Origin of the sequence: Streptomyces iakyrus (assembly GCF_000717055.1) — a bacterium.
Taxonomy (GTDB): domain Bacteria; phylum Actinomycetota; class Actinomycetes; order Streptomycetales; family Streptomycetaceae; genus Streptomyces; species Streptomyces iakyrus.
The window spans coordinates 202,680-228,610 of the sequence record NZ_JNXI01000013.1 but is presented as its reverse complement, the minus strand read 5'-3'; the positions used below and the strand labels follow the sequence as shown (position 1 = coordinate 228,610).

At 70.1% G+C, this 25,931-nt stretch carries 23 protein-coding genes, 1 tRNA gene and 3 pseudogenes; 16 read left to right on the top strand and 11 right to left on the bottom strand.

Features of this window, described 5'->3' with window-relative positions:
- Positions 1–90: 90 nt before the first annotated feature.
- Together OO68_RS20990 and OO68_RS20985 are read left to right on the top strand one after the other, a co-directional pair.
- Positions 91–549: a Crp/Fnr family transcriptional regulator gene (locus OO68_RS20990; RefSeq protein ID WP_033309940.1), complete on the top strand. Its 459-nt coding sequence runs from the start codon at positions 91–93 to the stop codon at positions 547–549.
- 53 nt (positions 550–602) lie between these two features.
- Positions 603–1,268 (top strand): CBS domain-containing protein, encoded by a 666-nt coding sequence (locus OO68_RS20985; RefSeq protein WP_033309939.1) that lies wholly within the window; start codon positions 603–605, stop codon positions 1,266–1,268.
- A 313-nt stretch (positions 1,269–1,581) separates the two neighbouring features.
- Here the strand turns inward: OO68_RS20985 and OO68_RS20980 are convergent, their stop codons facing one another.
- The gene (locus tag OO68_RS20980; protein ID WP_033309938.1) at positions 1,582–1,953 is read right to left on the bottom strand and encodes a DUF302 domain-containing protein; all 372 of its coding nucleotides are present in this window, start codon (positions 1,951–1,953) and stop codon (positions 1,582–1,584) included.
- A gap of 209 nt (positions 1,954–2,162) precedes the next feature.
- On the opposite strand from OO68_RS20980, the gene OO68_RS20975 reads away from it, so the two are divergent.
- The 4 genes from OO68_RS20975 to OO68_RS20960 all read left to right on the top strand — a co-directional run bounded on the left by OO68_RS20975 (position 2,163) and on the right by OO68_RS20960 (position 5,379).
- The gene (locus OO68_RS20975) at positions 2,163–3,527 is read left to right on the top strand and encodes an MBL fold metallo-hydrolase (RefSeq protein ID WP_033309937.1); all 1,365 of its coding nucleotides are present in this window, start codon (positions 2,163–2,165) and stop codon (positions 3,525–3,527) included.
- Positions 3,528–3,562: 35 nt separating this feature from the next.
- The gene (locus OO68_RS20970; protein ID WP_033309936.1) at positions 3,563–3,928 is read left to right on the top strand and encodes a rhodanese-like domain-containing protein; all 366 of its coding nucleotides are present in this window, start codon (positions 3,563–3,565) and stop codon (positions 3,926–3,928) included.
- Positions 3,925–4,668: a sulfite exporter TauE/SafE family protein gene (locus OO68_RS20965; protein ID WP_033309935.1), complete on the top strand. Its 744-nt coding sequence runs from the start codon at positions 3,925–3,927 to the stop codon at positions 4,666–4,668. The genes OO68_RS20970 and OO68_RS20965 overlap by 4 nt, the downstream gene beginning before the upstream one ends.
- Before the next feature lie 135 nt (positions 4,669–4,803).
- Positions 4,804–5,379: a rhodanese-like domain-containing protein gene (locus OO68_RS20960; protein WP_033309934.1), complete on the top strand. Its 576-nt coding sequence runs from the start codon at positions 4,804–4,806 to the stop codon at positions 5,377–5,379.
- A 113-nt stretch (positions 5,380–5,492) separates the two neighbouring features.
- On the opposite strand, the gene OO68_RS20955 is transcribed toward OO68_RS20960, so the two are convergent.
- The gene (locus tag OO68_RS20955; protein ID WP_010358257.1) at positions 5,493–5,774 is read right to left on the bottom strand and encodes a metal-sensitive transcriptional regulator; all 282 of its coding nucleotides are present in this window, start codon (positions 5,772–5,774) and stop codon (positions 5,493–5,495) included.
- Between the two features lie 96 nt (positions 5,775–5,870).
- Here OO68_RS20955 and OO68_RS20950 point away from each other — a divergent pair.
- Positions 5,871–6,290, top strand: a pseudogene (locus OO68_RS20950) (putative PEP-binding protein); the annotation flags it as partial.
- Positions 6,291–6,354: 64 nt separating this feature from the next.
- On the opposite strand, the gene OO68_RS20945 reads toward OO68_RS20950, so the two are convergent.
- Together OO68_RS20945 and OO68_RS20940 are read right to left on the bottom strand one after the other, a co-directional pair.
- Entirely contained in the window at positions 6,355–7,029 is a 675-nt protein-coding gene (locus OO68_RS20945; RefSeq protein WP_033309932.1) for a helix-turn-helix domain-containing protein, read from the bottom strand.
- Between the two features lie 22 nt (positions 7,030–7,051).
- Complete coding sequence (locus OO68_RS20940) at positions 7,052–8,125, bottom strand: zinc-dependent alcohol dehydrogenase family protein (protein WP_033309931.1); 1,074 nt, start codon at positions 8,123–8,125, stop codon at positions 7,052–7,054.
- 132 nt (positions 8,126–8,257) lie between these two features.
- On the opposite strand from OO68_RS20940, the gene OO68_RS20935 reads away from it, so the two are divergent.
- On the top strand, positions 8,258–8,641 hold the full coding sequence (locus tag OO68_RS20935) for an STAS domain-containing protein (RefSeq protein WP_051814740.1): 384 nt from the start codon (positions 8,258–8,260) through the stop codon (positions 8,639–8,641).
- Between the two features lie 5 nt (positions 8,642–8,646).
- Here OO68_RS20935 and OO68_RS20930 read toward each other — a convergent pair whose 3' ends face one another.
- From OO68_RS20930 to OO68_RS20920, 4 genes and pseudogenes are all read right to left on the bottom strand, one after another.
- Positions 8,647–9,144 (bottom strand): flavodoxin domain-containing protein, encoded by a 498-nt coding sequence (locus OO68_RS20930; protein WP_033309930.1) that lies wholly within the window; start codon positions 9,142–9,144, stop codon positions 8,647–8,649.
- A 45-nt stretch (positions 9,145–9,189) separates the two neighbouring features.
- Positions 9,190–10,710 (bottom strand): annotated as a pseudogene (locus OO68_RS20925) (acetate--CoA ligase family protein); the annotation flags it as partial.
- A 45-nt stretch (positions 10,711–10,755) separates the two neighbouring features.
- Positions 10,756–10,897: pseudogene (locus tag OO68_RS44225) on the bottom strand (universal stress protein); the annotation flags it as partial.
- Positions 10,898–10,924: 27 nt separating this feature from the next.
- Positions 10,925–11,830: a universal stress protein gene (locus tag OO68_RS20920; RefSeq protein ID WP_033309929.1), complete on the bottom strand. Its 906-nt coding sequence runs from the start codon at positions 11,828–11,830 to the stop codon at positions 10,925–10,927.
- 186 nt (positions 11,831–12,016) lie between these two features.
- On the opposite strand from OO68_RS20920, the gene OO68_RS20915 reads away from it, so the two are divergent.
- Positions 12,017–12,718, top strand: a complete 702-nt coding sequence (locus OO68_RS20915) for a response regulator (protein WP_033309928.1) — start codon at positions 12,017–12,019, stop codon at positions 12,716–12,718.
- 24 nt (positions 12,719–12,742) lie between these two features.
- Here OO68_RS20915 and OO68_RS20910 read toward each other — a convergent pair whose 3' ends face one another.
- Positions 12,743–14,476, bottom strand: coding sequence for a sensor histidine kinase (locus tag OO68_RS20910; protein WP_051814739.1), 1,734 nt, complete (start codon positions 14,474–14,476; stop codon positions 12,743–12,745).
- Positions 14,477–15,066: 590 nt separating this feature from the next.
- Positions 15,067–15,153 (bottom strand) — tRNA-Leu (locus OO68_RS20905).
- 471 nt (positions 15,154–15,624) lie between these two features.
- Between OO68_RS20905 and OO68_RS20900 the strand changes: the two genes are divergently transcribed.
- From OO68_RS20900 to OO68_RS42365, 7 genes are all read left to right on the top strand, one after another.
- Positions 15,625–16,494 carry an FHA domain-containing protein gene (locus OO68_RS20900; RefSeq protein WP_033309927.1) on the top strand — a complete coding sequence of 290 codons (870 nt, stop codon included), beginning with the start codon at positions 15,625–15,627 and terminating at the stop codon, positions 16,492–16,494.
- A gap of 10 nt (positions 16,495–16,504) precedes the next feature.
- Entirely contained in the window at positions 16,505–17,017 is a 513-nt protein-coding gene (locus OO68_RS20895) for an FHA domain-containing protein FhaB/FipA (protein WP_033309926.1), read from the top strand.
- A gap of 140 nt (positions 17,018–17,157) precedes the next feature.
- The gene (locus tag OO68_RS20890) at positions 17,158–18,714 is read left to right on the top strand and encodes a Stp1/IreP family PP2C-type Ser/Thr phosphatase (RefSeq protein WP_209442603.1); all 1,557 of its coding nucleotides are present in this window, start codon (positions 17,158–17,160) and stop codon (positions 18,712–18,714) included.
- Positions 18,715–18,736: 22 nt separating this feature from the next.
- A complete protein-coding gene (locus OO68_RS20885) occupies positions 18,737–20,185 on the top strand; it encodes an FtsW/RodA/SpoVE family cell cycle protein (RefSeq protein WP_033309924.1) in 1,449 nt (482 codons plus the stop codon).
- Positions 20,182–21,660, top strand: coding sequence for a peptidoglycan D,D-transpeptidase FtsI family protein (locus tag OO68_RS20880; protein WP_033309923.1), 1,479 nt, complete (start codon positions 20,182–20,184; stop codon positions 21,658–21,660). The genes OO68_RS20885 and OO68_RS20880 overlap by 4 nt, the downstream gene beginning before the upstream one ends.
- A 169-nt stretch (positions 21,661–21,829) precedes the next feature.
- Positions 21,830–23,866, top strand: coding sequence for a Stk1 family PASTA domain-containing Ser/Thr kinase (pknB, locus tag OO68_RS20875; RefSeq protein WP_033309922.1), 2,037 nt, complete (start codon positions 21,830–21,832; stop codon positions 23,864–23,866).
- 297 nt (positions 23,867–24,163) lie between these two features.
- Positions 24,164–25,087, top strand: coding sequence for a restriction endonuclease (locus tag OO68_RS42365; RefSeq protein WP_245237070.1), 924 nt, complete (start codon positions 24,164–24,166; stop codon positions 25,085–25,087).
- Positions 25,088–25,181: 94 nt separating this feature from the next.
- On the opposite strand, the gene OO68_RS20865 is transcribed toward OO68_RS42365, so the two are convergent.
- Positions 25,182–25,931, bottom strand: coding sequence for a class E sortase (locus OO68_RS20865; protein ID WP_033309921.1), 750 nt, complete (start codon positions 25,929–25,931; stop codon positions 25,182–25,184).

The following is a 25,931-nucleotide window of genomic DNA, read 5'->3' as shown; positions in this document are numbered from 1 at the left end:
CACCAGGCCCCGGCAGCCCCAAGCGGCAGCGGGCCCGCCCGACGGACTCGCCGCCCGGTTGCGGCAGGGCCGGCTGAAGGGAGCGGAGCAATGACCTCCACCACCAACCTGTCCGCGGGCCTCACGGGCGAGCACCGCGAGCGGCTGATGCGCGTCGCCCGTGAGGTGTCCTTCGACGCCGGAACCCGCATGTTCGAGGAGGGGCGGCGCGCCGACCGGTTCTGGATCGTGCGCACCGGCACGGTCGTGCTCGATCTCCATGTCCCGGGTCGGCGAGCCGCTGTCGTCGAGTCCCTGGGGCACGGCGAGCTGGTCGGCTGGTCGTGGCACTTCGCGCCGTACGTGTGGCACCTGGGCGCAGAGGCGATGAGCCCGGTGCGGGCCTACGAGTTCGACGCGGAGACCGTGCGGGCCATGTGCGCCCAGGACCCCGGATTCGGCCGCGCGATCGCGACCTGGGTCGGCCGCGTGGTCGCCGACCGGCTGCACGCCTCCCGTATCCGGCTGCTGGACCTGTACGCCCCCTACGGCAGCGGGAGCCCGCTATGAACGGCCCTCAGCCCCGGTCCCGGCCCGCACCCGATAGCCGGAAAGGAACGACCATGCATGGCAGCCCGCACATCGTCGGCGACGTCATGACGCACACCGTCGTGGCCGTGGGCCGTGACGCCGCGTTCAAGGACATCGTCGAGGTCATGGAGGAGTGGAAGGTCAGCGCGCTGCCCGTCCTGGAAGGCGAGGCACGGGTGATCGGGGTCGTCTCGGAAGAGGATCTGCTGCCCAAGGAGGAGTTCCGCGACAGTGACCCGGACCGGTTCACGCAGCTGCGCCGCCTGACCGACATGGCCAAGGCGGGCGGCGTGACGGCGGAGGAGTTGATGAGTTCCCCGGCCGTCACGGTGCACGCCGACGCCACGCTCGCCCAGGCCGCCCGCATCATGGCCCAGCGCAAGGTCAAGCGGCTTCCCGTCGTCAACCAGGAGGGCGTCCTCGAGGGCATCGTCAGCCGGGCGGACCTGCTCAAGGTCTTCCTGCGCGCCGACGAGGAGCTTGCCGAGGAGGTCCGCCGCGAGGTCGTGAGCTACCTCTTCCCCGCACCCCTCACCCCCATCCGTGTGGAGGTCGAGGACGGGGTCGTCACCCTCACCGGCCGCATCCGGGACACCTCCCTCGTGCCCGTCGCGGCCCGTCTGATCCGAGCCGTGGAGGGTGTGGTGGACGTCGAGTGCCACCTCGCGGGTGCGTCTGCCCGCAGCGAGCTTTGGTGAGAATCCCGCGGCAGCCACGGTCCGGCGGAAAGGGTCATACGGTACGAGCATGCCTTGGTCCCTGGGCTACGTGCCGCCATGGAAGCCGGAGCTGCTGGACGCGCTCCTCCTGCAACGGGGCGCTCGCTCCACCTCGCCACCGCATTCGAGATGACATGCCGCTGGATCGTGCGCTGCATCAACCCGGCGTTTCGGCCGGGGCCTAGGGCAGCGTGGCGTTCTTCGGGGCGTTGTCCGGACGCTGACGCTCCCGATCGGCTCCTGGTGCGGTGGGCATCTGTGCGACGGCCAGTGGGCGCCGGCCCAGGGAAGGTCAGGTGGCGGCCAGGGCGGTCAGCGCGGCGTCGAGCCGGGCGGTGGCTTCGTCGGCGACGGGCTTGAGGGCGTCCAGGCCGGTGAGGGTGACCATCGTGCCCGGGTCGAGGGCCTGGACGAGCGTGTGGTCGCCGTCGCGGCGTACGACGACGTTGCAGGGAAGCAGCAGGCCGATGGAGCGGTCGGCCTCCAGCGCCCGGTGGGCGAGCGGCGGGTTGCAGGCGCCCAGGATCAGGTAGTCATCCATGTCGTGGCCGAGCTTGGCCTTCAGCGTGGCCTTGACGTCGATCTCCGTGAGAATGCCGAACCCCTGATCGGCCAGGGCCCGGCGGACTGCGGTGGTGGCGGCGTCGAAGTCGGTGCCGACCAGGCGGACGGTGCGGTCCTAGGACACGGTGCGCTGCTCCTTCGGTGAGGCGGAAGCCAGGCATCTTGATACCCCGGTGGGTACCCGCCGGAGCAATGCCGCACCCGCGGTTTTGGGGGCGCCCAGACCACAGGATTACCCCGGGGGGTACCCCTGTTAGGGTGAGTACCAGATACCCCCTGGGGTACATCGTTCGAGAGGAGTCGTGAGCCGTGTTCTTCGTTGACACCCTGGAGTTCGAGGGTCTCGGCAACCGGAGCTACCTGGCCGGCGGGCCCCATGCCGCGGTGGTCGTCGACCCGCCGCGCGACATCGACCAGGTCATCGCCGCGGCGGCCCGCCGCGGGGTGCGTATCGCCTTCGTGGCCGAGACCCACGTGCACAACGACTACGTCACCGGCGGTCTGGAGCTGGCCCGCGTCACCGGCGCCCAGTACCTGGTTCCGGCCGGGGCACGAGTGTCCTTCGACCGCACCCCTGTCGCCGACGGCGACAGCGTGACAGTGGACGAGGGCTTGGTGCTGCGCGCGATCGCCACTCCCGGGCACACCCCCCACCACACCTCCTACGCCCTCGCGGAGGGCGGACGCAGCGTGGCGGCGTTCACCGGCGGGTCGCTGCTCATCGGCGCCGTCGGCCGCCCCGACCTGGTCGAACCGCGACTGACCGAGCGACTGGCCCGCGCCCAGCACGCCTCCGCCCACCGCCTGGCCGACGAGCTCGACGACGAGGTACCGGTCCTGCCCACCCACGGGTTCGGCAGCTTCTGCTCCTCCGCCCAGTCCGAGGGGGACGCGACCACGATCGGCAAGGAGCGCGAGACCAACGACGCGCTGACCCTGGACGTGGACACCTTCGTCGCCCGGATGCTCGCCGGGCTGGACGACGTACCCGCCTACTACGCGCACATGGGCCCGGCCAACGCCGCGGGTCCCGCACCGGTCGACCTCACGCCGCCGAGGCGGGCGGACGCCGAGGAGATCGCCTCCCGGCTGGCCGCGGGTGAGTGGGTGGTGGACCTGCGCAGCCGCACAGCCTTCGCCGAGGGGCACGTGGCCGGGTCGTTCAACTTCGAGGGCGAGGGCAAGCTCGCGACCTACCTGGCCTGGCTGATCCCGTGGGGCAAGCCGGTCACCCTGCTCGCCGACACCCCGGAGCAGATCGCCGCCGCGCAGCGGGAGCTGGTGCGAGTGGGCATCGACCGCCCGGCCGCCGCCGCCACCGGCGACCCGGCCGGCTGGGTCCGTGAGGGCGAGCAGCTCGCTTCCTTCCCGCGTGCCCGTTTCGCCGAGCTCGCGGAGGTCCGTGAGCGCGGGGACGAGGTGGTCGTGCTGGACGTGCGCAGGGATTCGGAGCGCGTGGGCGGCTACATCGAGGGCTCGGTCCACATCCCGATTCACGAGCTGCACGGCCGTATCGGCGAGGTGCCGGAGGGGACGGTGTGGGTGCACTGCGCCGGCGGGATGCGCGCGGCGATCGCCGCCTCCCTGCTGGATGCCGCCGGACGCAAGGTGGTCGCCGTCGACGACGGCTTCGACGCCGCGACGGATGCCGGGCTGTCCCTGGCCTCCGGCTGATTCCGACCGTTCCCCCGCAAGGAAGGAAGCGTGTGATGTTCCTCTTTCGCCGAAACGGGCCCCGCGTCACGGTCGACGAGGCACGCAGCCGCACCAGCGGCGATCAGCCCGAGGCCGTCCTGCTGGATGTGCGTGAGAAGCCCGAATGGACCACGGGCCACGCTCCGGGCGCCGTGCACGTACCGCTGACGAAACTGGTCGCAGGCGCCACCCTGCCCGCCCCGGCGCAGGGGCGACCGCTGGTGGTGATCTGCCGTAGCGGACACCGTTCCCAGCAGGCCGCGAAGCTCCTCACCGAACGCGGAGCGCACGCGGTGGACGTCGAGGGCGGCATGAACGCGTGGGCCGCTGCCGGGCACCCGGTCGTCGACGAACGCGGGAACAGCGGCCGGATAGCGTGACCGTACTTGTTCTCGCCCTCATTGCCGGGGCCGTCATCGGTCTCGCCCTCGGAGCCCTCGGCGGCGGTGGCAGCGTCCTTGCCGTACCGGCACTGATCTACCTGCTCGGCTTCACTCCGGCCGCCGCCACCACCGCCAGCCTGATCATCGTCACCGTCACCTCCGTCACGGCCCTGTACGCCCACACCCGCGACGGGAACGTGGCATGGAAGACAGGGGCGCTGTTCGCCGCGGCGGGCATCGTCCCCGCCTTCCTCGCGGGGGCCGTCGCCGGGAGCCTGCCTGAAGCGGTACTGACGTCGGCGTTCGCGGTCATTGCCGCGCTGGCGGCCCTGCGCATGCTGCGTCCGTCCGCGTCCGAGCCGCCGGACCGGATCCGTCCCGGCAAGGCGGCCGGCGCCGGTGCCGGACTCGGCGCTGTGACGGGTTTCCTGGGCGTCGGCGGGGGATTCCTCGCCGTGCCCGCCCTGGTGAGCGTCCTGGGACTGGCCATGCGGCGGGCGGTGGGCACCAGCCTGCTTGTCATCATGGTGAACTCACTCGCCGCGCTCGCCGCTCGCACCGGCACCACCGGCGGGCTCCACTGGGAGATCATCGGCCCCTTCACCGGAGCCGCGATCCTCGGCGCCTGGGACGGCAAACGGCTCGCGACGAAGGTCTCCGGCACCACCCTTCAGAAGATCTTCGCCGGTGTCCTGCTGGCCGTGGCGGCCTTCATGCTCGTCGACGTGATCGCCTGAACACGACGGCCGCCAACCAACGCAGACCACGGATCAGGAGAACTCCTTCAGCCCACCGCGCACCCCAGGACCGCGTCCAGCTCGCTTTCGTCAGATGAAGCTCCACCACAACTTCCGGACCGTAAGGACATTGCGATGACCACCCCCACGACCCTTGCCACCGACGAGGCGCGCACCCGCCTGCACGAACTGACCATCATCGACGTGCGCACCCCGGGCGAATACGCCGGCGGTCACCTCCCCGGCGCGCTCAACATCCCCCTCGACCAGATCCAGCGCGCGCTGCCCGACATCCGTCACGCCACCCACCGCGGGGACGTCCTGGTCGTCTGCGCCTCGGGCGCCCGCTCCGAGAACGCCTGCAAGATCCTCGCGGAGAGCGGCGTCACCGCCGCCACCCTGTCGGGAGGCACCGGCGCCTGGGCGGCCGACGGCCACGAACTCCACCGCCCCCAGGGCGTCTCCCGTGCCACCTGGGGAATGGAGCGGCAGGTGAGGCTCACCGCAGGAGTGATCGTGCTGCTCGGCCTGCTGCTCGGGCTCGTCGTCCACCCCGCCTTCCAGCTCATCTCCGCCGGCATCGCGGCCGGTCTGGTCTTCTCCGCCCTGAGCAACACCTGCGGCATGGCCGCCATGCTCGCCAAGCTCCCCCACAACCGACCCCGCGCCGCCGATCTCGACAACACGCTGGCTGCACTGCGCGACCGCTGAATCACACCCCGAAGGGGAGGCATCCGAAGCCGGGCCCCTCCCCTTCGGCGTGCCAGGCGATGTGGCCAGCCGCTCCGATCCGGGTGGGTGATCCGGCGTCGCGGCACCACAGCTCAGGCCAACGAAAGGAACAGCTTTTCCAGCCGGGTGCGCATCTGCTCCCGGTCGCCGGAGGCGGCCATGTCCGCATCGGTCAGGCAGTGCTGCAGCCCTGTGGCGATGATCGCGAAACCGGCCTTGTCCAGAGCCCGGGACGCCGCGGCGAGCTGGGTGACCACGTCCTCGCAGTCCCGCCCCTCCTCGATCATCTTGATCACACCGGCGATCTGGCCCTGTGCCCGGCGCAGCCGGTTGACCACCGTCTTCAGTTCCTCAGCCGCCATCGCCAGTTCCACAACCCACACTCCTCACAGATACCCCCTTGGGTATCCTACCGAAAGGGGTAACCCCAACCGAGCGAAAGAAAGTCCCGATCCTGCTGCCAGAAGTTTGTGATCGAGCTGCCCCGGGCCGCGCTCACAGCGGGCACGATCGCCGAGGAAGCCGACTTCTTCTCCTTCGGCACGAACGACCTGACCCAGACCACGTGGGGCTTTTCCCGTGACGACGTGGAGGCGGCGTTCTTCTCCGCCTACCTGGACAAGGGTGTGTTCGCGCAGTCCCCGTTCGAGACGATCGACCGGGAGGGCGTCGGCCGCCTGGTCGGCATCGCTGTCGCCGAGGGACGCGCCGCTCGCCCCGGCCTGAAGATCGGCGTCTGCGGCGAACACGGCGGCGACCCTGACTCCGTCCACTTCTTCCACGCGGCCGGGCTCGACTACGTCTCCTGCTCTCCGTTCCGTGTACCGGTCGCCCGCCTGGAGGCCGGTCGCGCGGCCGGCACCGAGGGGACGACGAGCGACACGAGGTGAGACCTCTCCCGGGATCCGGCACCGACCGATTCCCGGGGCCCGACACCGACCGATCAGCTGCGTCTCAGGCGGTGATCCGGCGTCCTGTGACGGTGACGGGCTCGATCCGCAGCCACAGCTCGCGCCGACCCCCTGCCCAGGGTTTGCTGTACGCCCGCTCCTCGAGACGGGCCACTTCTCCCGGGTCCGTCACCCCGCTCGCGGGCCCACGCACCAGCACGCTCCAGCCCTCTCTGAACGCCTCGTCGATGCGGTCGACCTCAAAGGCGACCAGCTGGCCTGCCGCCTCCGACGGCGCCGTTCCCGGGTCGGTGCGGAAGACAATCTCGCTGTCGACGACGCTGTAGTTGACCGGCAGGACGACCGATCCGGAGTCCGTGGGCACGGCGAGACGGCCCACTCCGTGCGTCGAGAGCAGCGAACGGCACTCCGCCTCGGTCAGCTCTGTGAACCGAGGTGTGCGGGCGGCCTGGCCCATGCCAGGAGGCAGCTCGACGTCGCCGCCGGTCAGATGCCACACCGTCGTCCTCAGGGCCCCGGCCAGCCTCAGGAGGGTGCCCGCGCCCGGGTCGGCGGGCGGCCGCTCCTCCAGGTACTGGAGGTAGGCCGACGCCATACCCGCCCGGGCTGCCGTTTCCTCACGGGTCAGGCCGAGTTCCGTGCGTCGCTGGGCGATCCGCCGTCCGAGGTCGCCTGCGGGGCGCCCTTGCACGGCGTGCAACGAGTTCCGTTCGGTCATCACCCGTCACCCCTCTCCCTTGTCAGGCCGCCCGGAAGGGGACGACTTCCTCGTGCTGCTCCCCGCCGAGCACCACCTTGAGCGCATTAGTGTCGGCGGCCCGGGCGAAGACGTCGTAGGCCTCCTCCATATGGGCCAGCGGGAAGGTGTGCGTGACCAGCTGCGCGGTGGGCAGCCGCCCGGCGGCCGCCATCCGGAGCAGCGTGGGCGTGGAGTACGTGTCCACCAGGCCCGTGGTGATGGTGACGTTCTTGATCCACAGGTCTTCCAGGTGCAGCGTCGCGGGCTTGCCGTGCACGCCGACGTTGGCCACGTGCCCGCCCGGCCGCACCATGCGGGTGCAGAGCTCGAACGTCTCCGGGACACCTACGGCCTCGACGACGACGTCCGCGCCCAGCCCGTCGGTGAGGTCCGCGACGAGCTGCTCGGGCGCTTCCCCGGCGTCAGCGACCGCGTCCGCTCCGAGCCGCTTGGCCGCTTCCAGCCGCGCGGTGGCGAGGTCCACGGCGATGATCCGCTCCGGTGCGAACAGCTGGGCGGTGGCGACAGCCGCGAGCCCGATCGGGCCGGCGCCGACGACGGCGACGGTATCCCCTGGCCGTACGTGCCCGTTGAGCACACCGACCTCGTAGGAGGTCGGGAAGATGTCGGCCAGCAGCACGGCGTCCTTGCTGTCCAGGGCGCTGGGCAGCGGGTGCACGGACAGATCGGCGTAGGGCACCCGGACGTACTCGGCCTGGGTGCCGTCGATCAGGTGGCCGAGGATCCAGCCTCCGCCGCCCCGGCACTGGCCGTACATGCCCTCGCGGCAGTAGCGGCAACGGCCGCAGGCGGTGATGCAGGAGACCAGCACCCGGTCGCCCGGCCGTACGGTGCGCACGTCGCCGCCGACCTCGACGATCTCGCCGACGGCCTCGTGTCCCAGCACCGTGCCGGGGCGCACCTCGGGCACGTCGCCCTTGAGGATGTGCAGGTCGGTTCCGCAGATGGTGACGGCGTCGACGCGTACGATCGCGTCGGTCGCCTCCTTGATACCGGGGTCCGGGACGTCCTCCCAGGCGGACTGTCCGGGGCCGTGGAAGACGTAGCCCTTCATGGCGTTCCCACCTTCCTGGCGCGGGCGTTGTGCCCGGTTTTCACTGCACTTCCAGCTTGACGCGGAACCGGGGCCCGCGCTTGGGCCGGTCGGCCCTACCGCACTCCCCGTTCGTCAGGCTTCACTCGGACCATGTCCGAGACCACCAGCAGGTCGATCCCGCACCGAACGGCGGGCAAGGCACACGTCGTGACCCTCCGCGGCGAGATCGACCTGCTCACGGCGCCGGCTCTGCGGGCTCATCTCGACTCGTTGACCGCCGGTCCCGGCCCCGATCTGGTGCTGGATCTGCGTCGCGTGTCCTTCATCGACTGCTCGGGGCTGGGAGTCCTGTGCCGGGCGCGGAACCGCGTGCTGGCACGGCACGGCAGGCTGCGTCTGGTCACCGACAGCGTCTTCCTCCGCCGCGTTCTCTGGCACGCCGGTCTGGCAGGAGTGTTCGAGGTGCTCCCCGGCCTGCCGGAGGGCCTTGCGGGCACACAGCCTGCGGGCATCGCGGACGTGCCAGCGGTCTGACCGCGTCACGCGTGAGTCAGTTCCTGGCCGACCTGTCCCGCCCAGGCCTCGATCCGCTCGAAGTCGCGGAAGTCGCCGCCTTTGCCGCTGCTGAGGATCATCCGGGCCACCCAGCCCTTCGCGCCTTCTCGCAGGCAGCCACCGAAGGTGACATGGTCCCTGACGTCGAGCCGGGCCATGGCCCTCTGCACCCAGGGCACGGGCGGGATGTCCCGCTCGGATGCCGAGGGATCGAGCGGCCCACTGCTGAAGAACCACAGCGGACGCTCGGACAGGGCCTTGCCGTGGCGCCGGACGAAGCGGCGGGCGTCCTTGTGCCAGCGTCCGGCGTAGAGCCCGCCGCCGACCACGACACCGTCGTACGACAGCACACTCGGCACGGAACGGGCCGGGAGCACGTCGACCGTCAGCCCTTCCTTGCGCAGCACCTCGGCGATGGCCTCGGCGATCTCCGCCGTCGATCCGTTCGTCGTTCCATAGGCGACCAGCACGTTGTCCGCCATGGTGATCGACCTCCTCTCACAGTTCACGCAGCGGCCGTGGGCCGCTCAGCGAAGTCGGCGCAGATAGGGATCCTGGGCCCGGCGTGGCAGCAGGCGCACCCGGGCATCGAGCACGGTGACCGCGCCGGGCGTCGCGAGGACGGGATTGAAGTCGGCCTCCACGAGTTGGGGCAGGTCGCCGGCCATCCGCGAAAGGCGCAGGAGCAGTCGCTCCAAGCCGGGGAGGTCAGCGGGGCGGCTGCTGCGCGATCCGAACAGCAGCGGCGCGCAACGCGGTGACGTGATCAGGTCGTGCACGTCGTGATCGGTGAGCGGAGCGAGCCGGGCGGCATGGTCGGCCAAAACCTCCGTGGCCGTGCCTCCGAGTCCGAACAGGACGAGCGGTCCGAAGACCTCGTCCTGGACGACACCGGCGAACAGCTCGGTACCGCGGACAGCGAGCGGCTGGACGATGACGCCGGTCAGCACGTCACCGAATCGTGTCTCGAAGTCCCTGAAGGCGGCGCGCACTTGGGAGTCACCTTGGAGATCGAGGTGGACGGCGTGCTCCTCGGTCTTGTGCACTAGCCCCGGCCAGTGCGCTTTCATGACGATGCGGCCGTCCGGGCCGCGCAGTCTCCGGGCGGCGCGAACGGCATCGTCCTCGTCCTCGGCCCAGGCCCACGGGATCTGCGGAATGCCGTAGCAGTCCAGAAGGGCGGCGCAAGCGCGCGGGTCCAGCCAGCCGCCGCCGGGCGCGGCCGCGAGGTGGGCTTCGGCGATCTCGTGGGCTCGCTCGGTGTCGATGCCGTCCAGCCGCGGAACGGTGCCGACGGGCCTGGCGAGCCAGGCCGCCCGGCGGGCCGCATGGGCCAGTGCCCGGGCCGCGGCCTGCGGTTCGGCGTACGAGGGGAGGGTGCCGCCGTCGGCGGCGGGCAGCAGGGACACGGCAGCCTCCTGCTCAAGCCGTACGACAACCACCGGCCGTGCGCGGCGGCCGGGTGCGCCGGTCAGCGCTCGCACCAGGTCGTCGCCGGTCGCGGCGGCCACAGCGGTGGGCACCAGGGCCACGAGCACCGCGTCGACGTCTCCGTGCCCGACGAGCCGGTCGACGCAGGCGCCGAGCTGCTCCTCCGTGACGGCGGCGGTGGCATCCATCGGGTTACCGAGGCCGGCCCCTTCGGGAAGCAGGGCGTGCAACTCCCCGACCAGCCGGGCCCCCAGCGCCGGCAGCGTGAGCCCCGCCTCGGCGCAGGCGTCCGCGGCCAGTACGCCTGCGCCGCCCGCGTTGGTGACGATCGCGACCCGCGTCCCCGCCGGGAGCGGCTGGGCGTGCAGCAGAGCCGCGGCTTCCAGGAGTTCACCGACCGAACGGGTGGCGGTGATGCCGGCCTGGGTGAACAGCGCCTGGCGAGTCATGGTCCGGGTGGCGGCGGCCGCGGTGTGCGAGGCCGCGGCCCGTCGGCCCGCGTCCGTGCGGCCGGCGTCCACGGTGAGCACCGGCATGCGGCGGGTCACACGCCGAGCCGTACGGGAGAAGGCGCGCGGGTTGCCGAACGACTCCAGATGCAGCAGCGCGAGGGAGGACGTCGGTGAGCACCTGCTCCGACCGTCCCGGGCCCGTGGGGAAGACGGCCTGCTCGTAGCGCTCCCACAACGAGGCTTGCACCACATGCAGCGGGACCCCGCGCAGCGCCGCCTCGTCCGCGGCCCAGTCCACGGCCCGCAGGCTGGACTCGGAGCCGTCCACGCCGACGACCACCGGCCGGTCCATCGCCCTCATCCCTCTCCGGGCGCCGCGTCACTCGTGCGCGACGACGGCGACCGGGGCGGCGGCGTGATGCAGGACCGCGTGCGTCACCGGGCCGATGTGCAGCCCGAACGGGTTGCGGCGGATACGCCGCCCCACCACGACCAGGGAGGCCTCACGAGAGGCCTGGATCAGCTGGTCGGCCGCGTGCGCCAGACGGGACACCTCGGCCACCTCGACGGCCGGGTACTTCTCCCGCCACAGCCGCAGCGCTTCGGTGAGCGCGATGGCCTGCCCCTGTGCGAGTTCGTCGTACTGCCACAGCTCGGCGGCACCCCCGTAGGAGTAGTACGAGGGCCGTTCCCACCCGTGCAGGACCCGCAGGACCGTCGCGCGCCGGGCTGCCGCCTCGAAGGCGAACTCGATCACGGACGGGTCGGGATGGTCGGTGTCGAGGCCGAGCACGACCGGCCGGTAGGAGGTGGCCGCCGACGGAATGCCGGACGGGTCCATCTCGTGCTCGTCCGCCGCCTGCTCACCGGCCCGGACCAGGATGACGGGACATTCCGCGTGCGCCACCACAACGAGTCCGACCGAGCCCACCAGGAACCCGCCGATTCCGCTCAGCCCCCGCGAGCCGAGGACGAGCAGCTCGGTGTTTTTCGCGGCCTCGCCCAGCACCTCGCTCGGCCGGCCGGAGAGGTCCTCGGCCGTCACCTCGACATCGGGGTGCCGCAGCCGCAGGCCCTCGGCGGTGTCGCGAGGGATCTTCTCACTCCAGTGCTGGTGGGTCTCGGTACCGAGCAGTGGGGCCTGGGCCATGGGCTCCGGTACCGGCTCCCACACGTGGAGGAGCTTCAGTGTGAGACCGCGCAGCTTCGCCTCACGAGCCGCCCACTCGGCGGCGGCACGACTCTCGGGAGAGCCGTCGAGGCCCACGGTGATCGTGCGGGACATTGTCTCCACCTCCGAGATAGGGGCTGCCGATTCGAGCATCGCCGCGAGGGCCGTCACGGTGGAGGGGCCACAGGTCCCCTGCTGGGGCCGAACGGCCCTATCGCATCCCGGCCCGGCACGTGATGATCGGGGAGACGGGCGATCCGCAGTCCGTCCTTCCGGTGTTCCGGGGAACGAGGGTCCGAGATGACCGAGCCACGCACCTTTACGGACGAGCACCCGATCCGGGTCTTCCTGCTCGACGACCACGAGGTCGTGCGGCGCGGCCTGGCCGACCTGCTGGACGCCGAACCCGACATCTCGGTGGTCGGGGACGCCGAGAACGTCGAGCACGCGCTCGCCCGGGGCCCGGCTCTCCGCCCCGACGTCGCCGTCCTCGACGTACGCCTTCCGGACGGTGACGGCATCACCGTCTGCCGCGAACTGCGCAGCCGCATGCCCGAGCTGGCCTGTCTGATGCTGACCTCGTTCGACGACGAGGAGGCCCTGCTCGACGCGATCATGGCCGGGGCCTCCGGGTATGTCCTCAAGCAGATCAAGGGCTCCGACCTGATCTCGGCAGTGCGCACGGTCGCCTCCGGAAGGTCCATGCTCGACCCGGAGACCACGGCCCGGCTGATGCGCTCGCTGCGCGCCGACCCGTCCGGGCAAGCAGCCATCGCCCCCGAGCTGGCAGGTCTGTCGCCGCGCGAGCGGGAGATCCTCGCGCTGATCGGAGACGGGCTGACCAACCGCGAGATCGGCAAGAAGCTCTACCTGTCCGAGAAGACCGTCAAGAACCACATCTCCCGCCTCCTGGCCAAGCTCGGCGTGCAGCGGCGGGTCCAGGCCGCGGTCCTCGCCTCGCATCTGGAGCAGCCAGAGCCCAGCGAGCGCCCGGCGCGCTGACCCGGCCACCTGGCGTCCCCGCGGTCAGCCCCCGGCCGGCCTCACCGGCACCCGCCACGCCACCCGGGTGCCGCCGCCTTCCGGGCGCTCATCGAGCCGGAGGCCGCCACCGAGTGCGAGGGCACGTTCCTCCATGTTCTTCAGTCCGCTGCGTGCGGCGCCCGCCGGAATCCCGCGTCCGTCATCGGTCACCGTGAGCGTCAGCTCACCCTGGCCGTACCGCAGGTACACGTCCACGGAGTGCGCCCCCGAGTGCCTGGCCGCATTGCTCAACGCCTCCCCGAGCACCGCGAGCGCGTGATCGGCGACATCGCCGGGCACGTCCGTGTCGACCAGCCCTTCGATCCTCACCGCGGGAGCGAAGCCCAGGGTCGAGGTCGCCGCCGTGACCGTGTCCGACACCCGGGCGCGCAGGCCGCTGCCCTCCCTCGTGCCGCCACCCTGCGCCCGCAGTCCGAAGATAGTGGAACGGATGATCTTGATGGTCTCGTCCAGGTCGTCCACGGTCCGCGACAGACGCTCCACAGCTTCCGGGTGCTCGACGAAGCGCTGAGTGCTCTGCAAGGTCATCCCGGCCGCGAACAGCCGCTGGATGGCCAGGTCGTGCAGGTCGCGTGCGATCCGGTCGCGATCCCGCAGCAGCGTGATCTGTTCGGCGTCGCGGCGCCGCTCGGCCAGCTCCAGCGCCAGCGCCGCCTGCCCGGCGAACCCGAGCAGGGGGCGTGTGTCGATGTCTTTGAACGGTGTACGGCCCGCCGCGCGCCCCAGCAGCAGCACCCCACCGGCCTTCCCTCCGGCCTCCAGCGGCACCCCCACCACCGGCCCGAGCCCGGCCCACTGAGCGGCGTCCTTACTGGTGCGCGGGTCCTCCTGGATGTCGGTGCTCACGGCCGGCTCAGCCGTGGACAGGACAGCGGCCACGAACCCGTCATGCCCCGACATCACCAGCCCACTGCGCAGGTCCGCGTCCAGCCCCACGGCGAGCAACGGCCGCAGCGCGTTCTCCTCCGGCACCCGCTCGGCGATCATCCCGGCGTCGGCGTCGGTGATCTGCCGGGCCTGCTCCACGATCAGTTCCAGGACGTCCGTGCTCGGCGCACCCGACAGCAGCGCCCGCGTGACCTCGGAACTCGCTCCCAGCCACCGCTCGCGCAGCCGCGTTTCCTCGTAGAGCCGGGCATTCTCAATCGCCACACCCGCCGCCACCGCCAGGGTGGAGAGCACCGACTCATCCTCGGCGTCGAACTCCGCCGCGCCGCGCTTCTCGGTGAGGTAGAGGTTGCCGAACACCTGGTCACGCACCCGGATGGGTACCCCCAGGAACGAGTGCATCGGAGGGTGGTGGGGCGGGAAACCGTAGGAGGACGAGTGCTCGGAGATCTCCGCCAGCCGCAGCGGCTCCGGGTGCCGGATCAGCTCGCCCAGGATGCCGTGCCCGCTGGGCAGGTCCCCGATCCGGGCCCGTTGCTCGCCGCTGATGCCGACGGTGTGGAACTCGGAGAGCATGCGGTCGTCACCGATGACGCCCAACGCGCCATACTCGGCGTCCACGAGCACCACGGCCGCCTCGACGATCCCCCGCAGCACCTGCGGAAGGTCCAGCTCCCGCCCGACCGACAGCACAGCCTCCAGGAGGCTGTGCACCCGGTCCTGCGTGCCGCGCGCCGCGTCGATCCGCGCCTGGAGTTCGTCCAGCAGCTCGTCCAGCCGCAGTTTGGGCAGGTGCTGCTCCGATCGCCCGGGACGTTCCCCGCTCATCGTCTCCTCCGACCGGTCCCCACGGACGCACCCGGAAGGGCGCCTTCTCCTGCCTCACGATAGTGCGTGGCCGCCCGACCGGCCGGACTTCGTGCCCTACCTGAACAGGGCCGAGCAGCCCCGCACACCGGGCCGGCCGTCCCCGGGCGCGGAGGCCGGAAGCAGCCCAGGGTCGCTACGCCAGGAACCCCCTCGCCGAGGGCATCGAATCCGCAGGATCACACTGCATCCGGGGCATCGCGGCACAAACGATCCTGCTCGCCTTCCAGCTGGCCCACGCGAACCGCCGCAAGATCAAGAAATGACTGGACACTCTGTTGCTCGGCGGCGAGCGTCCCCGCCGACGCACGCACCACCGCCACCCTGAGAAAGAGCCGAAGAGCTGGACCCCGACCGGCCACCTGGCCCCAGCGGCGTAGATCAATCCGGCTCCGGCGCAGCAGCCCCACGAAGACAGGCCCCAGTGAGATAGCTCACGCGTCGGGGTCTGCTGTGTGTCCTGACCGGTCTGTGTGATGCCCCACAGGGGTCAGCGAATGAGAAACGGGCCCCTGCGGTGACTTCTGTCACCTGCAGAGACCCGTGTCTCATGGTGCGCGAGGGGGGAGTTGAACCCCCACGCCCTTGCGGGCACTGGAACCTGAATCCAGCGCGTCTGCCTATTCCGCCACCCGCGCATTGGGTGTGTCCTGGGCGTCTGCCCCTTGGGGCCGGCGCCTTCCGACACCCAGAACATTAGCACGCTGGAAGGGGTGGGTTCACATCCCTTATCCCCGCAGGCAGGGACCTCGCCGAACCTTCGATGTCCCTGCCACGTATCAAGGCGTACCTGTTCACGTATCAACCTCGTACCGGTACCGGCCGTCTCCGCAGGAGGGGGTCGGGGTCCACAGTCAGGTGCGGGACACTGGTCTTCCGCCGCCTCTACGATCCTTGTCAGGCATACACGAGGCGGTTACGCGCAGCAGTACCACCGGAGGAGTTCGAAGGGGAGCTCCACAGGGAACTTCGTCATGCGTCGACACCGTTGGCGGTGCTGACAGGGGGAACCAGCCGATCGAGCGGCGCGTGGATACGATCAGTAAGCAGTACCAGGCAAGCGGCCCGCAGGGCAGTGCACAGGACGGCAGCGACGGAGGAGGTGCCCCATGGGAGTCCTGAAGAAGTTCGAGCAGCGTCTCGAAGGTCTGGTCAACGGCACCTTCGCCAAGGTGTTCAAGTCCGAGGTCCAGCCCGTGGAGATCGCCGGAGCGCTCCAGCGTGAGTGCGACAACAACGCCACCATCTGGAACCGCGACCGCACGGTCGTGCCCAACGACTTCATCGTCGAACTGAGCACACCGGACTTCGAGCGGCTCAGCCCCTACTCCGGCCAGCTCGGCGACGAGCTCGCCGGCATGGTGCGCGACTACGCCAAGCAGCAGCGCTACACCTTCATGGGCCCGATCAAGGTGCACCTGGAGAAGGCGGACGACCTCGACACCGGCCTGTACCGGGTGCGCAGCCGTACGCTCGCCTCCTCCAGCAGCCAGCAGGGCGGCCCGGGAGGCGGCGCCGCCGCGCCCGCCGCCCCGCAGGGCGCACGCCCCGGCGGCTACGGCTACCCGCCCGCCGCCGCACCCTCCGGCGCCCCGCCCATGCCGGCCTCGCCGCCGCCCGGCGGCCGCCCCGGCGGCTACGGCTACCCGCCCGCCGCGAGCGGCCAGCGGCCCCCGGCCGCCCCCGCCTCCGGCGGACGCACCCGCCACTGGATCGAGATCAACGGCACCCGCCACCAGATCTCCCGCGCAACACTCGTGCTGGGCCGCAGCACCGACGCCGACGTGCGGATCGACGACCCCGGCGTCTCCCGCCGGCACTGCGAGATCCGGACCGGAACGCCCTCGACGATCCAGGATCTCGGATCCACCAACGGCATCGTGGTGGACGGGCAGCACACCACCCGCGCTACGCTCCGCGACGGCTCGCGGATCGTCGTGGGCAGCACCACCATCATTTACCGGCAAGCCGAAGGGTGAAGCGGGGGCAATGTCAGAGCTGACCCTCACGGTCATGCGGCTGGGTTTCCTGGCCGTACTGTGGCTGTTCGTGATCGTGGCCGTGCAGGTCATCCGCAGCGACCTCTTCGGTACGCGCGTCACCCAGCGCGGCTCGCGCCGCGAGGCGGGCCGCCAGCAGCAGGCCGCCGCCCGCCAGGCGCCGCCGCAGCAGCGCCAGCAGCCCGCCGGCGGCCGACGCGGCCGTAACGCCCCCACCAAGCTGGTCGTGACCGAGGGCACCCTCACCGGCACCACGGTCGCGCTCCAGGGCCAGACCATCACCCTGGGCCGCGCGCACGACTCGACGATCGTGCTGGACGACGACTACGCCTCCAGCCGCCATGCCAGGATCTACCCGGACCGCGACGGCCAGTGGATCGTCGAGGACCTCGGCTCCACCAACGGCACGTACCTGGACCGGTCCCGGCTGACGACTCCCACACCGATTGCGCTGGGCGCGCCGATCCGCATCGGCAAGACCGTCATCGAGCTGCGGAAGTAGTGCTACATCATGGATAGGCGCGAGCGGAGCGAGCACGCAGTGGCGGGCCCCACCCCGGCCCCCCGCGCGCTCCCGACCGGAGGGTGGGCAGTGTGGCTCGACACGACCGGCTGTACCCGGAGCCGACAGGCGAGGTGCGCATGAGTCTGTCACTGCGCTTCGCGGCCGGATCGCACAAGGGCATGATCCGGGAGGGCAACGAGGACTCCGGATACGCCGGCCCGCGCCTGCTCGCCATCGCCGACGGCATGGGCGGCGCGGCGGCCGGTGAGGTCGCCTCCTCCGAGGCCATCTCCACCATCGTCGCGCTCGACGACGACGTCCCCGGCTCCGACATCCTCACCTCACTCGGCACCGCGGTGCAGCGCGCCAACGACCAGCTGCGCTCCATGGTCGAGGACGACCCCCAGCTGGAGGGCATGGGCACCACCCTGACCGCCCTGCTCTGGACGGGCCAGCGCCTCGGCCTGGTCCACGTCGGCGACTCCCGCGCCTACCTGCTCCGCGACGGCGTCCTCACGCAGATCACCCAGGACCACACCTGGGTGCAGCGCCTCGTCGACGAAGGCCGCATCACCGAGGAAGAAGCGACCACGCACCCGCAGCGCTCGCTGCTGATGCGCGCCCTCGGATCCGGCGACCACGTCGAACCGGACCTGTCCATCCGCGAGGTCCGCGCCGGCGACCGCTACCTCATCTGCTCCGACGGCCTGTCCGGCGTGGTGTCCCACCAGACCCTGGAGGACACCCTCGCCAGCTACCAGGGCCCCCAGGAGACCGTCCAGAACCTCATCGAACTGGCACTGCGCGGCGGCGGCCCGGACAACATCACCGTCATCATCGCCGACGTCCTCGACCTCGACACCGGCGACACCCTCGCGGGCCAGCTGTCCGACACCCCCGTCGTCGTCGGCGCCGTCGCCGAGAACCAGCACCAGCTGCACGACAACGGCATCATGCAGACCCCCGCCGGCCGCGCCTCCGGGCTCGGCCGCCACGGACACGGCCAGGGCGGCGGAGGCGGCGAGTTCGGCCCGCCCGGCTCCGGCGACACCACCGGCTACATCCCCGCGGACGGCTTCGACTACGGCGACGACGACTTCACCAAGCCCCGCAAGAAGGGCCGCTGGCTGAAGAGATCCTTCTACGGCGTCCTCGCCCTGGCCCTCGTCGGCGGCGGCCTCTACGGCGGATACCGCTGGACGCAGACGCAGTACTACGTCGGCGCCGAGGACGAGCACGTCGCGCTGTACCGGGGCATCAGCCAGGACCTGGCCTGGGTCTCGCTCTCGAAGGTCGAGAAGGACCACCCCGAGATCGAACTCAAGTACCTGCCGCCCTACCAGCAGAAGCAGGTCGAGGCCACCATCCCCGAGGGCGGTCTGAAGAACGCCCAGGCGAAGATCCAGGAACTGTCGGTGCAGGCCTCCGCGTGCAAGAAGGAAGCGCAGCGGCGCGAAGCCGAGAGCAAGAACAACTCCAAGACCGGCGAAGGCGAGGCCGGGGGCACCACGGGAACCACTCCCGCCTCCTTCACGTCCAAGGCCACACCGACGCCGAACCCGTCCAGCCCGTCGGGTTCACCGTCGGCACCGGAGAAGTCCACGCCCCCGACCACGACCGCACCCACTCCCAGCCCCGGCCCCAGCCTCTCTGAGGAAGAGCAGAAGGTCGTCTCGCTGTGCGGTAAGCAGTAGCCGTGAGAGGCCCTGTCACACGATGAGCGGTACGAATACGTCGCACTCGCCGACGCACCACACGTCCACGATCGGCGCCATCGGCGCGCCGAGCCGGCGCAACACCGAGCTCGCGCTCCTGGTGTTCGCCGTCGTCATCCCGGTGTTCGCCTACGCCAACGTCGGCCTGGCCCTCAACGACTCGGTGCCACCGGGCCTGCTGAGCTACGGCCTCGGACTCGGCCTGCTCGCGGGCGTCGGCCACCTCGTCGTACGGAAGTTCGCACCGTACGCCGACCCGCTGATGCTGCCGCTGGCGACCCTGCTGAACGGGCTCGGGCTGGTCGTCATCTGGCGGCTGGATCAGTCCAAGCGACTCAGCAACTACGCCGAGGCCGCACCGCGTCAGCTGCTGTACTCGGCCATGGGTGTCGCCCTGCTGGCGGTCGTGCTGATCTTTCTTAAGGACCACCGCGTCCTGCAGCGCTACACATACATCTCCATGGCCGGCGCGCTGTTGCTGCTGGTCCTGCCGCTCGTGCCCGGACTGGGCGCGAACATCTACGGCGCCAAGATCTGGATCAAGATTCCCGGCCTCGGCACGCTCCAGCCCGGTGAGTTCGCGAAGATCGCCCTCGCGGTGTTCTTCGCCGGCTACCTCATGGTCAAGAGGGACGCCCTGGCCCTTGCCAGCCGCCGCTTCATGGGCCTGTACCTGCCGCGCGGCCGCGACCTCGGCCCGATCCTCGTCGTCTGGGTCATCTCGATCCTCATCCTGGTCTTCGAGACCGACCTCGGTACGTCCCTGCTGTTCTTCGGGATGTTCGTCATCATGCTGTACGTCGCCACCGAGCGGACCAGCTGGATCGTCTTCGGTCTGCTGATGTCCGCGGTCGGCGCCGTCGGCGTCGCGAGCTTCGAACCGCACATCCAGACGCGTGTACAGGCCTGGCTCGACCCGATGCGCGAGTTCCAACTCTCCCGCGAGGGCGTCCAGGACGGCATCGTCCACTCCGAGCAGGCCATGCAGGCCCTGTGGGCCTTCGGCTCCGGCGGCACCCTCGGCACCGGCCTCGGGCAGGGCAACTCCGACCTCATCGGCTTCGCCGCCAACTCCGACTTCATCCTCGCCACCTTCGGCGAGGAGCTGGGCCTCGCCGGCGTCATGGCGATCCTGCTGCTCTACGGCCTGATCATCGAACGCGGCGTACGCACCGCGCTCGCGGCCCGCGACCCGTTCGGCAAGCTGCTGGCCATCGGCCTGTCCGGCGCCTTCGGCCTCCAGGTCTTCGTCGTCGCCGGCGGCGTCATGGGCCTCATCCCGCTGACCGGTATGACGCTGCCGTTCGTGGCCTACGGCGGTTCCTCCGTGATCGCCAACTGGGCCCTCATCGGCATCCTGCTGAGAATCAGCGACACGGCCCGCCGCCCGGCCCCCGCCCCCGCCGCCAACCCCGACGCCGAGATGACCCAGGTGGTCCGCCCGTCATGAACAAGCCCCTGCGCCGGATCGCGATCTTCTGCGGCCTGCTCGTTCTGGCACTGCTGATCCGCGACAACTGGATCCAGTACGTCCAGGCCGACGAGCTCCGGACCGACAAGAACAACCGCCGCGTCACCATCGAGCGCTACGCCTCCCCCCGCGGCAACATCATCGTGGGCGGGGAGCCGATCACCGGCTCCGCCGAGTCGTCGGGCAGCGACTTCAAGTTCAAGCGCACCTACAAGAACGGCCCCATGTGGGCGCCCGTCACCGGCTACGCCTCGCAGGCCTTCGGCGCCACGCAGCTGGAATCCATCGAGGACGGCATCCTCACCGGCAACGACGACCGGCTGTTCTTCCGCAACACCCTCGACATGCTCACGGGCAAGAAGCAGCAGGGCGGCAACGTCGTCACCACCCTGAACGCCGCCGCCCAGAAGGCCGCCTACAACGGCCTGAAGCAGCAGGGCGGCAAGGGCGCCGTCGTCGCCCTGGAGCCGTCCACGGGCAAGATCCTGGCGCTGGCCTCCTACCCGTCGTACGACCCGTCGTCCTTCGCCGGCAACTCCACGACGACCGACACCGAGGCCTGGCAGAAGCTGCAGAAGAAGAACAACCCGAACGACCCCATGCTCAACCGCGCGCTGCGCGAGACCTACCCGCCCGGCTCCACCTTCAAGGTCGTCACCGCGGCCGCCGCCCTCGAGGACGGCATCTACACCGACCCGGACGGCAAGACCGACTCGCCCGACCCGTGGATCATGAAGGGCACCACCACCAAGCTGCCCAACGAGGGCAACATCCCCTGCAAGAACGCGACGCTGCGGGTGGCCCTCCAGTACTCCTGCAACACCGTCTTCGGCAAGATCGGCTCCGACCTCGGCAACGACAAGATGCTGGACATGGCCAAGAAGTTCGGCTTCGACGAGGAGCAGTTCACACCGGTCCGCGCCAACGCCTCGGTCTTCTCCGACAACATGAACCCGTCTCAGACCGCGCTGTCCTCCATCGGCCAGTTCAACACCGCCGCCACGCCCCTGCAGATGGCCATGGTCGCCTCCGCAGTCGCCAACGACGGCAAGCTGATGAAGCCGTACATGGTCGACGCACTCCAGTCGCCCGGCCTCGACCCGATCACCAAGACCGACCCCGAAGAGCTGAGCCAGCCCCTGTCCCCCGAGAACGCCCAGAAGCTCCAGTCCATGATGGAGACGGTCGTCGACAAGGGCACCGGCGCGAACGCCAAGATCGACGGCGTCAAGGTGGGCGGCAAGACCGGTACCGCCCAGCACGGCGTCGACAACAGCGAGAACCCCTACGCGTGGTTCATCTCCTACGCCAAGGGCGACGACGGCAGCTCGCCGGTCGCCGTGGCCGTCGTCGTCGAGGACGACGACGCCGTCCGCGACGACATCTCCGGCGGCGGCCTCGCGGCACCGATCGCGAGGAACGTGATGGAGGCGGTCATCGACAGCAAGAAGTGACCCCGCTCACGCCTGCTTCACATCGGTGCACGTTGCGATACCGGTCCTGTATCGGCTGACGGGCTTGGCCAGGTCACACAAAGCGAGCCGGGTACGGTAGGCCCGGACGGCAGCCTCCGACCGTACAAGCATGCCGGTCGGGACCGACGGAGAGGGCTGGTAGGTAGCTATGGAAGAGCCGCGTCGCCTCGGCGGCCGGTACGAACTGGGCCAGGTGCTCGGGCGTGGTGGCATGGCGGAGGTCTACCTCGCGCATGACACCCGCCTCGGCCGCACCGTGGCGGTGAAGACGCTGCGCGCGGATCTCGCGCGTGACCCTTCCTTCCAGGCCCGGTTCCGCCGGGAGGCCCAGTCGGCCGCCTCGCTCAACCATCCCGCGATCGTCGCGGTCTACGACACGGGCGAGGACTACATCGACAACGTGTCGATCCCGTACATCGTCATGGAGTACGTGGACGGCTCGACCCTGCGTGAACTGCTGCACTCCGGCCGCAAGCTGCTGCCGGAGCGGGCCATGGAGATGACCATCGGCATCCTCCAGGCCCTGGAGTACTCCCACCGCGCCGGCATCGTCCACCGTGACATCAAGCCCGCCAACGTCATGCTGACGCGCAACGGCCAGGTCAAGGTCATGGACTTCGGCATCGCCCGCGCCATGGGCGACTCCGGCATGACGATGACGCAGACCTCCGCGGTCATCGGCACCGCCCAGTACCTCTCCCCGGAGCAGGCCAAGGGCGAACAGGTCGACGCCCGGTCCGACCTGTACTCCACCGGCTGCCTCCTCTACGAACTGCTGACCGTCCGCCCGCCGTTCGTCGGCGACTCCCCGGTGGCCGTGGCCTACCAGCACGTCCGCGAGGAGCCGCAGTCCCCGAGCGTCTTCGACCCCGAGATCACGCCCGAGATGGACGCGATCGTGCTGAAGGCGCTCGTCAAGGACCCGGACTACCGCTACCAGTCGGCCGACGAGATGCGCGCCGACATCGAGGCCTGCCTCGACGGCCAGCCCGTCGCCGCCACGGCCGCGATGGGCGCGGTGGGTTACGGCGGCTACCCCGACGACCAGCCGACGACCGCCCTGCGCGCCGACTCCGGCGCCGGCGCCACGTCCATGCTGCCCCCCATGAACCCGGACGACGGCGGCTACGGCTACGACGACCGCCCCGACCGGCGCCGCGGCCAGCAGCGCAAGTCCAACACCTCCACGATCCTGCTGGTAGTGGCGGGCATCCTCGTCCTGGTTGGAGCGATCCTCATCGGCCGATGGGCGTTCAGCGGCGACGGAGGTGCGAGCAACGACACCGTCGCGGCCCCCAACTTCATCGGCGAGACCAAGAGAAGCGCCCAGCAACTGGCCACGAACTCCGACCTCAAACTGGACTTCTCCAACAAGCCCTGCGACAACCAGGCCAAGGGCAAGATCTGCTCCCAGGACCCTGTGGCGGAGACGAAGGTCAACAAGGGCGACACCATCTCCCTGGTCGTCTCCACGGGAGCGCCGAAGGTGACGGTGCCCAGCGTCACCGGCCTGACTCTCGACGAGGCCAAGGACAAGCTGGCGGGCGACAAGTACGAGTTCAAGATCGAGACGAAGACCCGCACGTCCCCCGAGGAACCGGGCAAGGTACTGGACCAGAACCCGACCACGGGCGAAGAGGTGGAGAAGGGTTCGACGATCACCCTGACCGTCGCCAAGGAAGCGGAGAAGTCCACCGTCCCGGACGTCCTCGGCCAGACCTGCGACGCGGCCAAGCAGCAGATGCAGGCCAGCGACCTGGTCGGCAACTGCACCGAGGTGGAGACCGACGACGACAACCAGGTCGGCAAGGTCATCCAGACCACACCGCAGGCCGGCACGTCCGTCGACCCGAACTCGTCGGTGAACATCCAGATCGGCAAGAAGAAGCAGCAGCAGAAGGTCAAGGTCCCGCAGGTCGTCGGCCAGACGGTCGGCCAGGCCAAGCAGATCCTCGCCCAGGCCGGCTTCACCAACATCCAGTTCGCCGGCGGCAGCGACCAGAGCGACAACGCCCTCGTCGCCGGCCAGAACCCCGGCCCCAACCAGGAGGTCGACGACCCGGCAGGGACGACGATCACCCTCCAGACCGTCGGCTTCGGCCAGAACAACGGCGGCAACAACAACGGCGGCGGCGGAAACGGCGGCATCTTCGGCGGCCTCAACGGCAGCAACGGGGACGACTGACCCCGCCACCACACCGTCACACCACAGAGCCCCCGGCCCCCATACGGGCCGGGGGCTCTGCATTTCCCTGCCTAGGACGTCCCGAAAAGGCATGCGCTCGTCGATCGTGTCTTCATATGTCCCGACTCGTTCACCGGGTGGGGTGGGGCATCGGTACTTCACCCCGGCCATACGAGCCGGAGGACAGAACGTGATCAACGAAACGGCCTTGCTGGAATCACCGACTCTGCGCGGCAGCGTGCTCGACCGCACAGACGTACTCGACAGGTCAAGGCACTGTCGCTGCTGCCTGACGGGATGCATGTGACGACGGCGATGGTGGCGTCGTACTTCTCGGTGACGGTGGAAGTCATCCGTGCCCTCGTGCACGACCACCGTGCGGAGCTCGAAGCGAGCGGATACCGAGTCCTGACCGGGACGGAACTGAGTGACTTCAAGCAACTCAGTGGAATCCAGTCCCGCACCCGATCCCTCGCCCTCTTCCCCCGACGCGCCGTCCTCAACATCGCCATGCTGCTCCGGGACAGCGACGTCGCACGTCAGGTGCGTGTGTACCTCCTCGACATGGAGTACCTGGCGCGCACACAGCCTGTGGAAAACTTTGCTCCGGCCGACAGCGCCTCCCTCGATGCCCGCATCGACCAGCGCATCACCCACATCCTGGGGAGGACCGTCGTCCCCCTGTTCAACACCCTGATCGAAACCTCGGGCGAGCACCGACGGGAGCTCACCGCCCTCCGGGCAGGCGTCCAGCGCATCGAGAAGCGACTCCAGCAGCACCACACCCGACTGCAACGGCTGGAAGCCCCCCGGGAGGGCCGCCCCCTGGCCGGAGTCATGGCCGCCATGGATGCCATGAACGGGCGCGAGTTCGAAGAACACGTCGCCGGGCTGCTGCGCCGCGACGGCTGCACCAGCGTCGTCGTGCAAGGCGGCGGAAGGGACCGGGGCATCGACATCACCGCGCTCACGGCCGACGGGCGGCGCATCGTCGTCCAGTGCAAGAGGTTCGCGCCCCACCTCTCCATCACCAGCCCCGAACTCCAGAAGTTCCTCGGGGCGGCCAAGGTCCTGCACGACTCCGAGGTGGCCCTGTTCGTGGCGACCTGCCCCTTCACCCGCGACGCCCTCAACATCGCAGCCGAGAGCGACATCACCGCCGTACATCGCGGGCTGCTGGAGGAATGGAGCGCCGGGGCGGCCCTGGCCGTCCTGGAGTGACGGCCCGACCACGGCAAAGGCCCGAAGTCGCAAGGCAAAGTTGCGGCTTCGGGCCTCCGTCATGCTAGCGGCCGGCCTCCCCCAAGGGGCGCGGTCAGCCAAGCTCCTTCGGCGGTGTCCGGTCCGCGTCCACCTTCTCGACCCGCTCCAGCTCACCCCACACCACGTACCGGTACGTGCTCGTGTACACCGGCGTGCAGGTCGTCAGCGTGATGTAGTGGCCCGGCTTCTTCTTGCCGGACTCCTTCGGGACCTGGGAGAGGACCTTGACGTTGTACTTCGAGGTCTCGGGAAGGATGCCGTAGACCTTGTAGACGTACCACTTGTCCTTCGTCTCGAAGACGATCGGGTCACCCTTCTCGATCTTGTCGATGTTGTGGAACTTGGCGCCGTGGCCGTCCCGGTGGGCGGCCAGGGAGAAGTTGCCGTCCTTGCCCGACATCGGCAGGGTCGCCTTGACGGGGTCGGTGTAGTAGCCGGCGACACCGTCGTTGAGGATCTTGTTCGACGTGCCCTTCTCGACCAGGACCTCGCCGCTACTCATCGCCGGCACATGCAGGAAGCCGACGCCGTTCTTGGTGTCCAGCGCACCCGGCCCGCCCCGGCCGTGAGCCCAGTCCTCACGGACCTTGTCCGCCTGCTTGCCCGCCGCACGGTCGGCGACCACGTTCGTCCACCACAGCGAGTAGACGACGAACAGGCCAAGGACCAGGCCCGCGGTGATGAGGAGTTCCCCGAAGAAGCTCACCGCCAGGGCGACCGGGCCGGGCCTGCGACGTGCCGCAGGCGGCCGCGACGCCGCGCCGGTGTGCTTCTCGTGATCCGTGTCGGTGGTCGCTGCCAC

Bases quoted from the DNA above. Each gene is read 5' to 3' on its own strand.
- OO68_RS20990 (WP_033309940.1), top strand. From the start codon at position 91: ATGACCTCCACCACCAACCTGTCCGCGGGCCTCACGGGCGAGCACCGC.
- OO68_RS20985 (WP_033309939.1), top strand. From the start codon at position 603: ATGCATGGCAGCCCGCACATCGTCGGCGACGTCATGACGCACACCGTC.
- OO68_RS20970 (WP_033309936.1), top strand. From the start codon at position 3,563: ATGTTCCTCTTTCGCCGAAACGGGCCCCGCGTCACGGTCGACGAGGCA.
- OO68_RS20960 (WP_033309934.1), top strand. From the start codon at position 4,804: ATGACCACCCCCACGACCCTTGCCACCGACGAGGCGCGCACCCGCCTG.
- OO68_RS20945 (WP_033309932.1), bottom strand. From the start codon at position 7,029: ATGACCGAACGGAACTCGTTGCACGCCGTGCAAGGGCGCCCCGCAGGC.
- OO68_RS20940 (WP_033309931.1), bottom strand. From the start codon at position 8,125: ATGAAGGGCTACGTCTTCCACGGCCCCGGACAGTCCGCCTGGGAGGAC.
- OO68_RS20935 (WP_051814740.1), top strand. From the start codon at position 8,258: ATGTCCGAGACCACCAGCAGGTCGATCCCGCACCGAACGGCGGGCAAG.
- OO68_RS20930 (WP_033309930.1), bottom strand. From the start codon at position 9,144: ATGGCGGACAACGTGCTGGTCGCCTATGGAACGACGAACGGATCGACG.
- OO68_RS20920 (WP_033309929.1), bottom strand. From the start codon at position 11,830: ATGTCCCGCACGATCACCGTGGGCCTCGACGGCTCTCCCGAGAGTCGT.
- OO68_RS20915 (WP_033309928.1), top strand. From the start codon at position 12,017: ATGACCGAGCCACGCACCTTTACGGACGAGCACCCGATCCGGGTCTTC.
- OO68_RS20910 (WP_051814739.1), bottom strand. From the start codon at position 14,476: ATGAGCGGGGAACGTCCCGGGCGATCGGAGCAGCACCTGCCCAAACTG.
- OO68_RS20900 (WP_033309927.1), top strand. From the start codon at position 15,625: ATGGGAGTCCTGAAGAAGTTCGAGCAGCGTCTCGAAGGTCTGGTCAAC.
- OO68_RS20895 (WP_033309926.1), top strand. From the start codon at position 16,505: ATGTCAGAGCTGACCCTCACGGTCATGCGGCTGGGTTTCCTGGCCGTA.
- OO68_RS20890 (WP_209442603.1), top strand. From the start codon at position 17,158: ATGAGTCTGTCACTGCGCTTCGCGGCCGGATCGCACAAGGGCATGATC.
- OO68_RS20885 (WP_033309924.1), top strand. From the start codon at position 18,737: ATGAGCGGTACGAATACGTCGCACTCGCCGACGCACCACACGTCCACG.
- OO68_RS20880 (WP_033309923.1), top strand. From the start codon at position 20,182: ATGAACAAGCCCCTGCGCCGGATCGCGATCTTCTGCGGCCTGCTCGTT.
- pknB (WP_033309922.1), top strand. From the start codon at position 21,830: ATGGAAGAGCCGCGTCGCCTCGGCGGCCGGTACGAACTGGGCCAGGTG.
- OO68_RS42365 (WP_245237070.1), top strand. From the start codon at position 24,164: ATGCATGTGACGACGGCGATGGTGGCGTCGTACTTCTCGGTGACGGTG.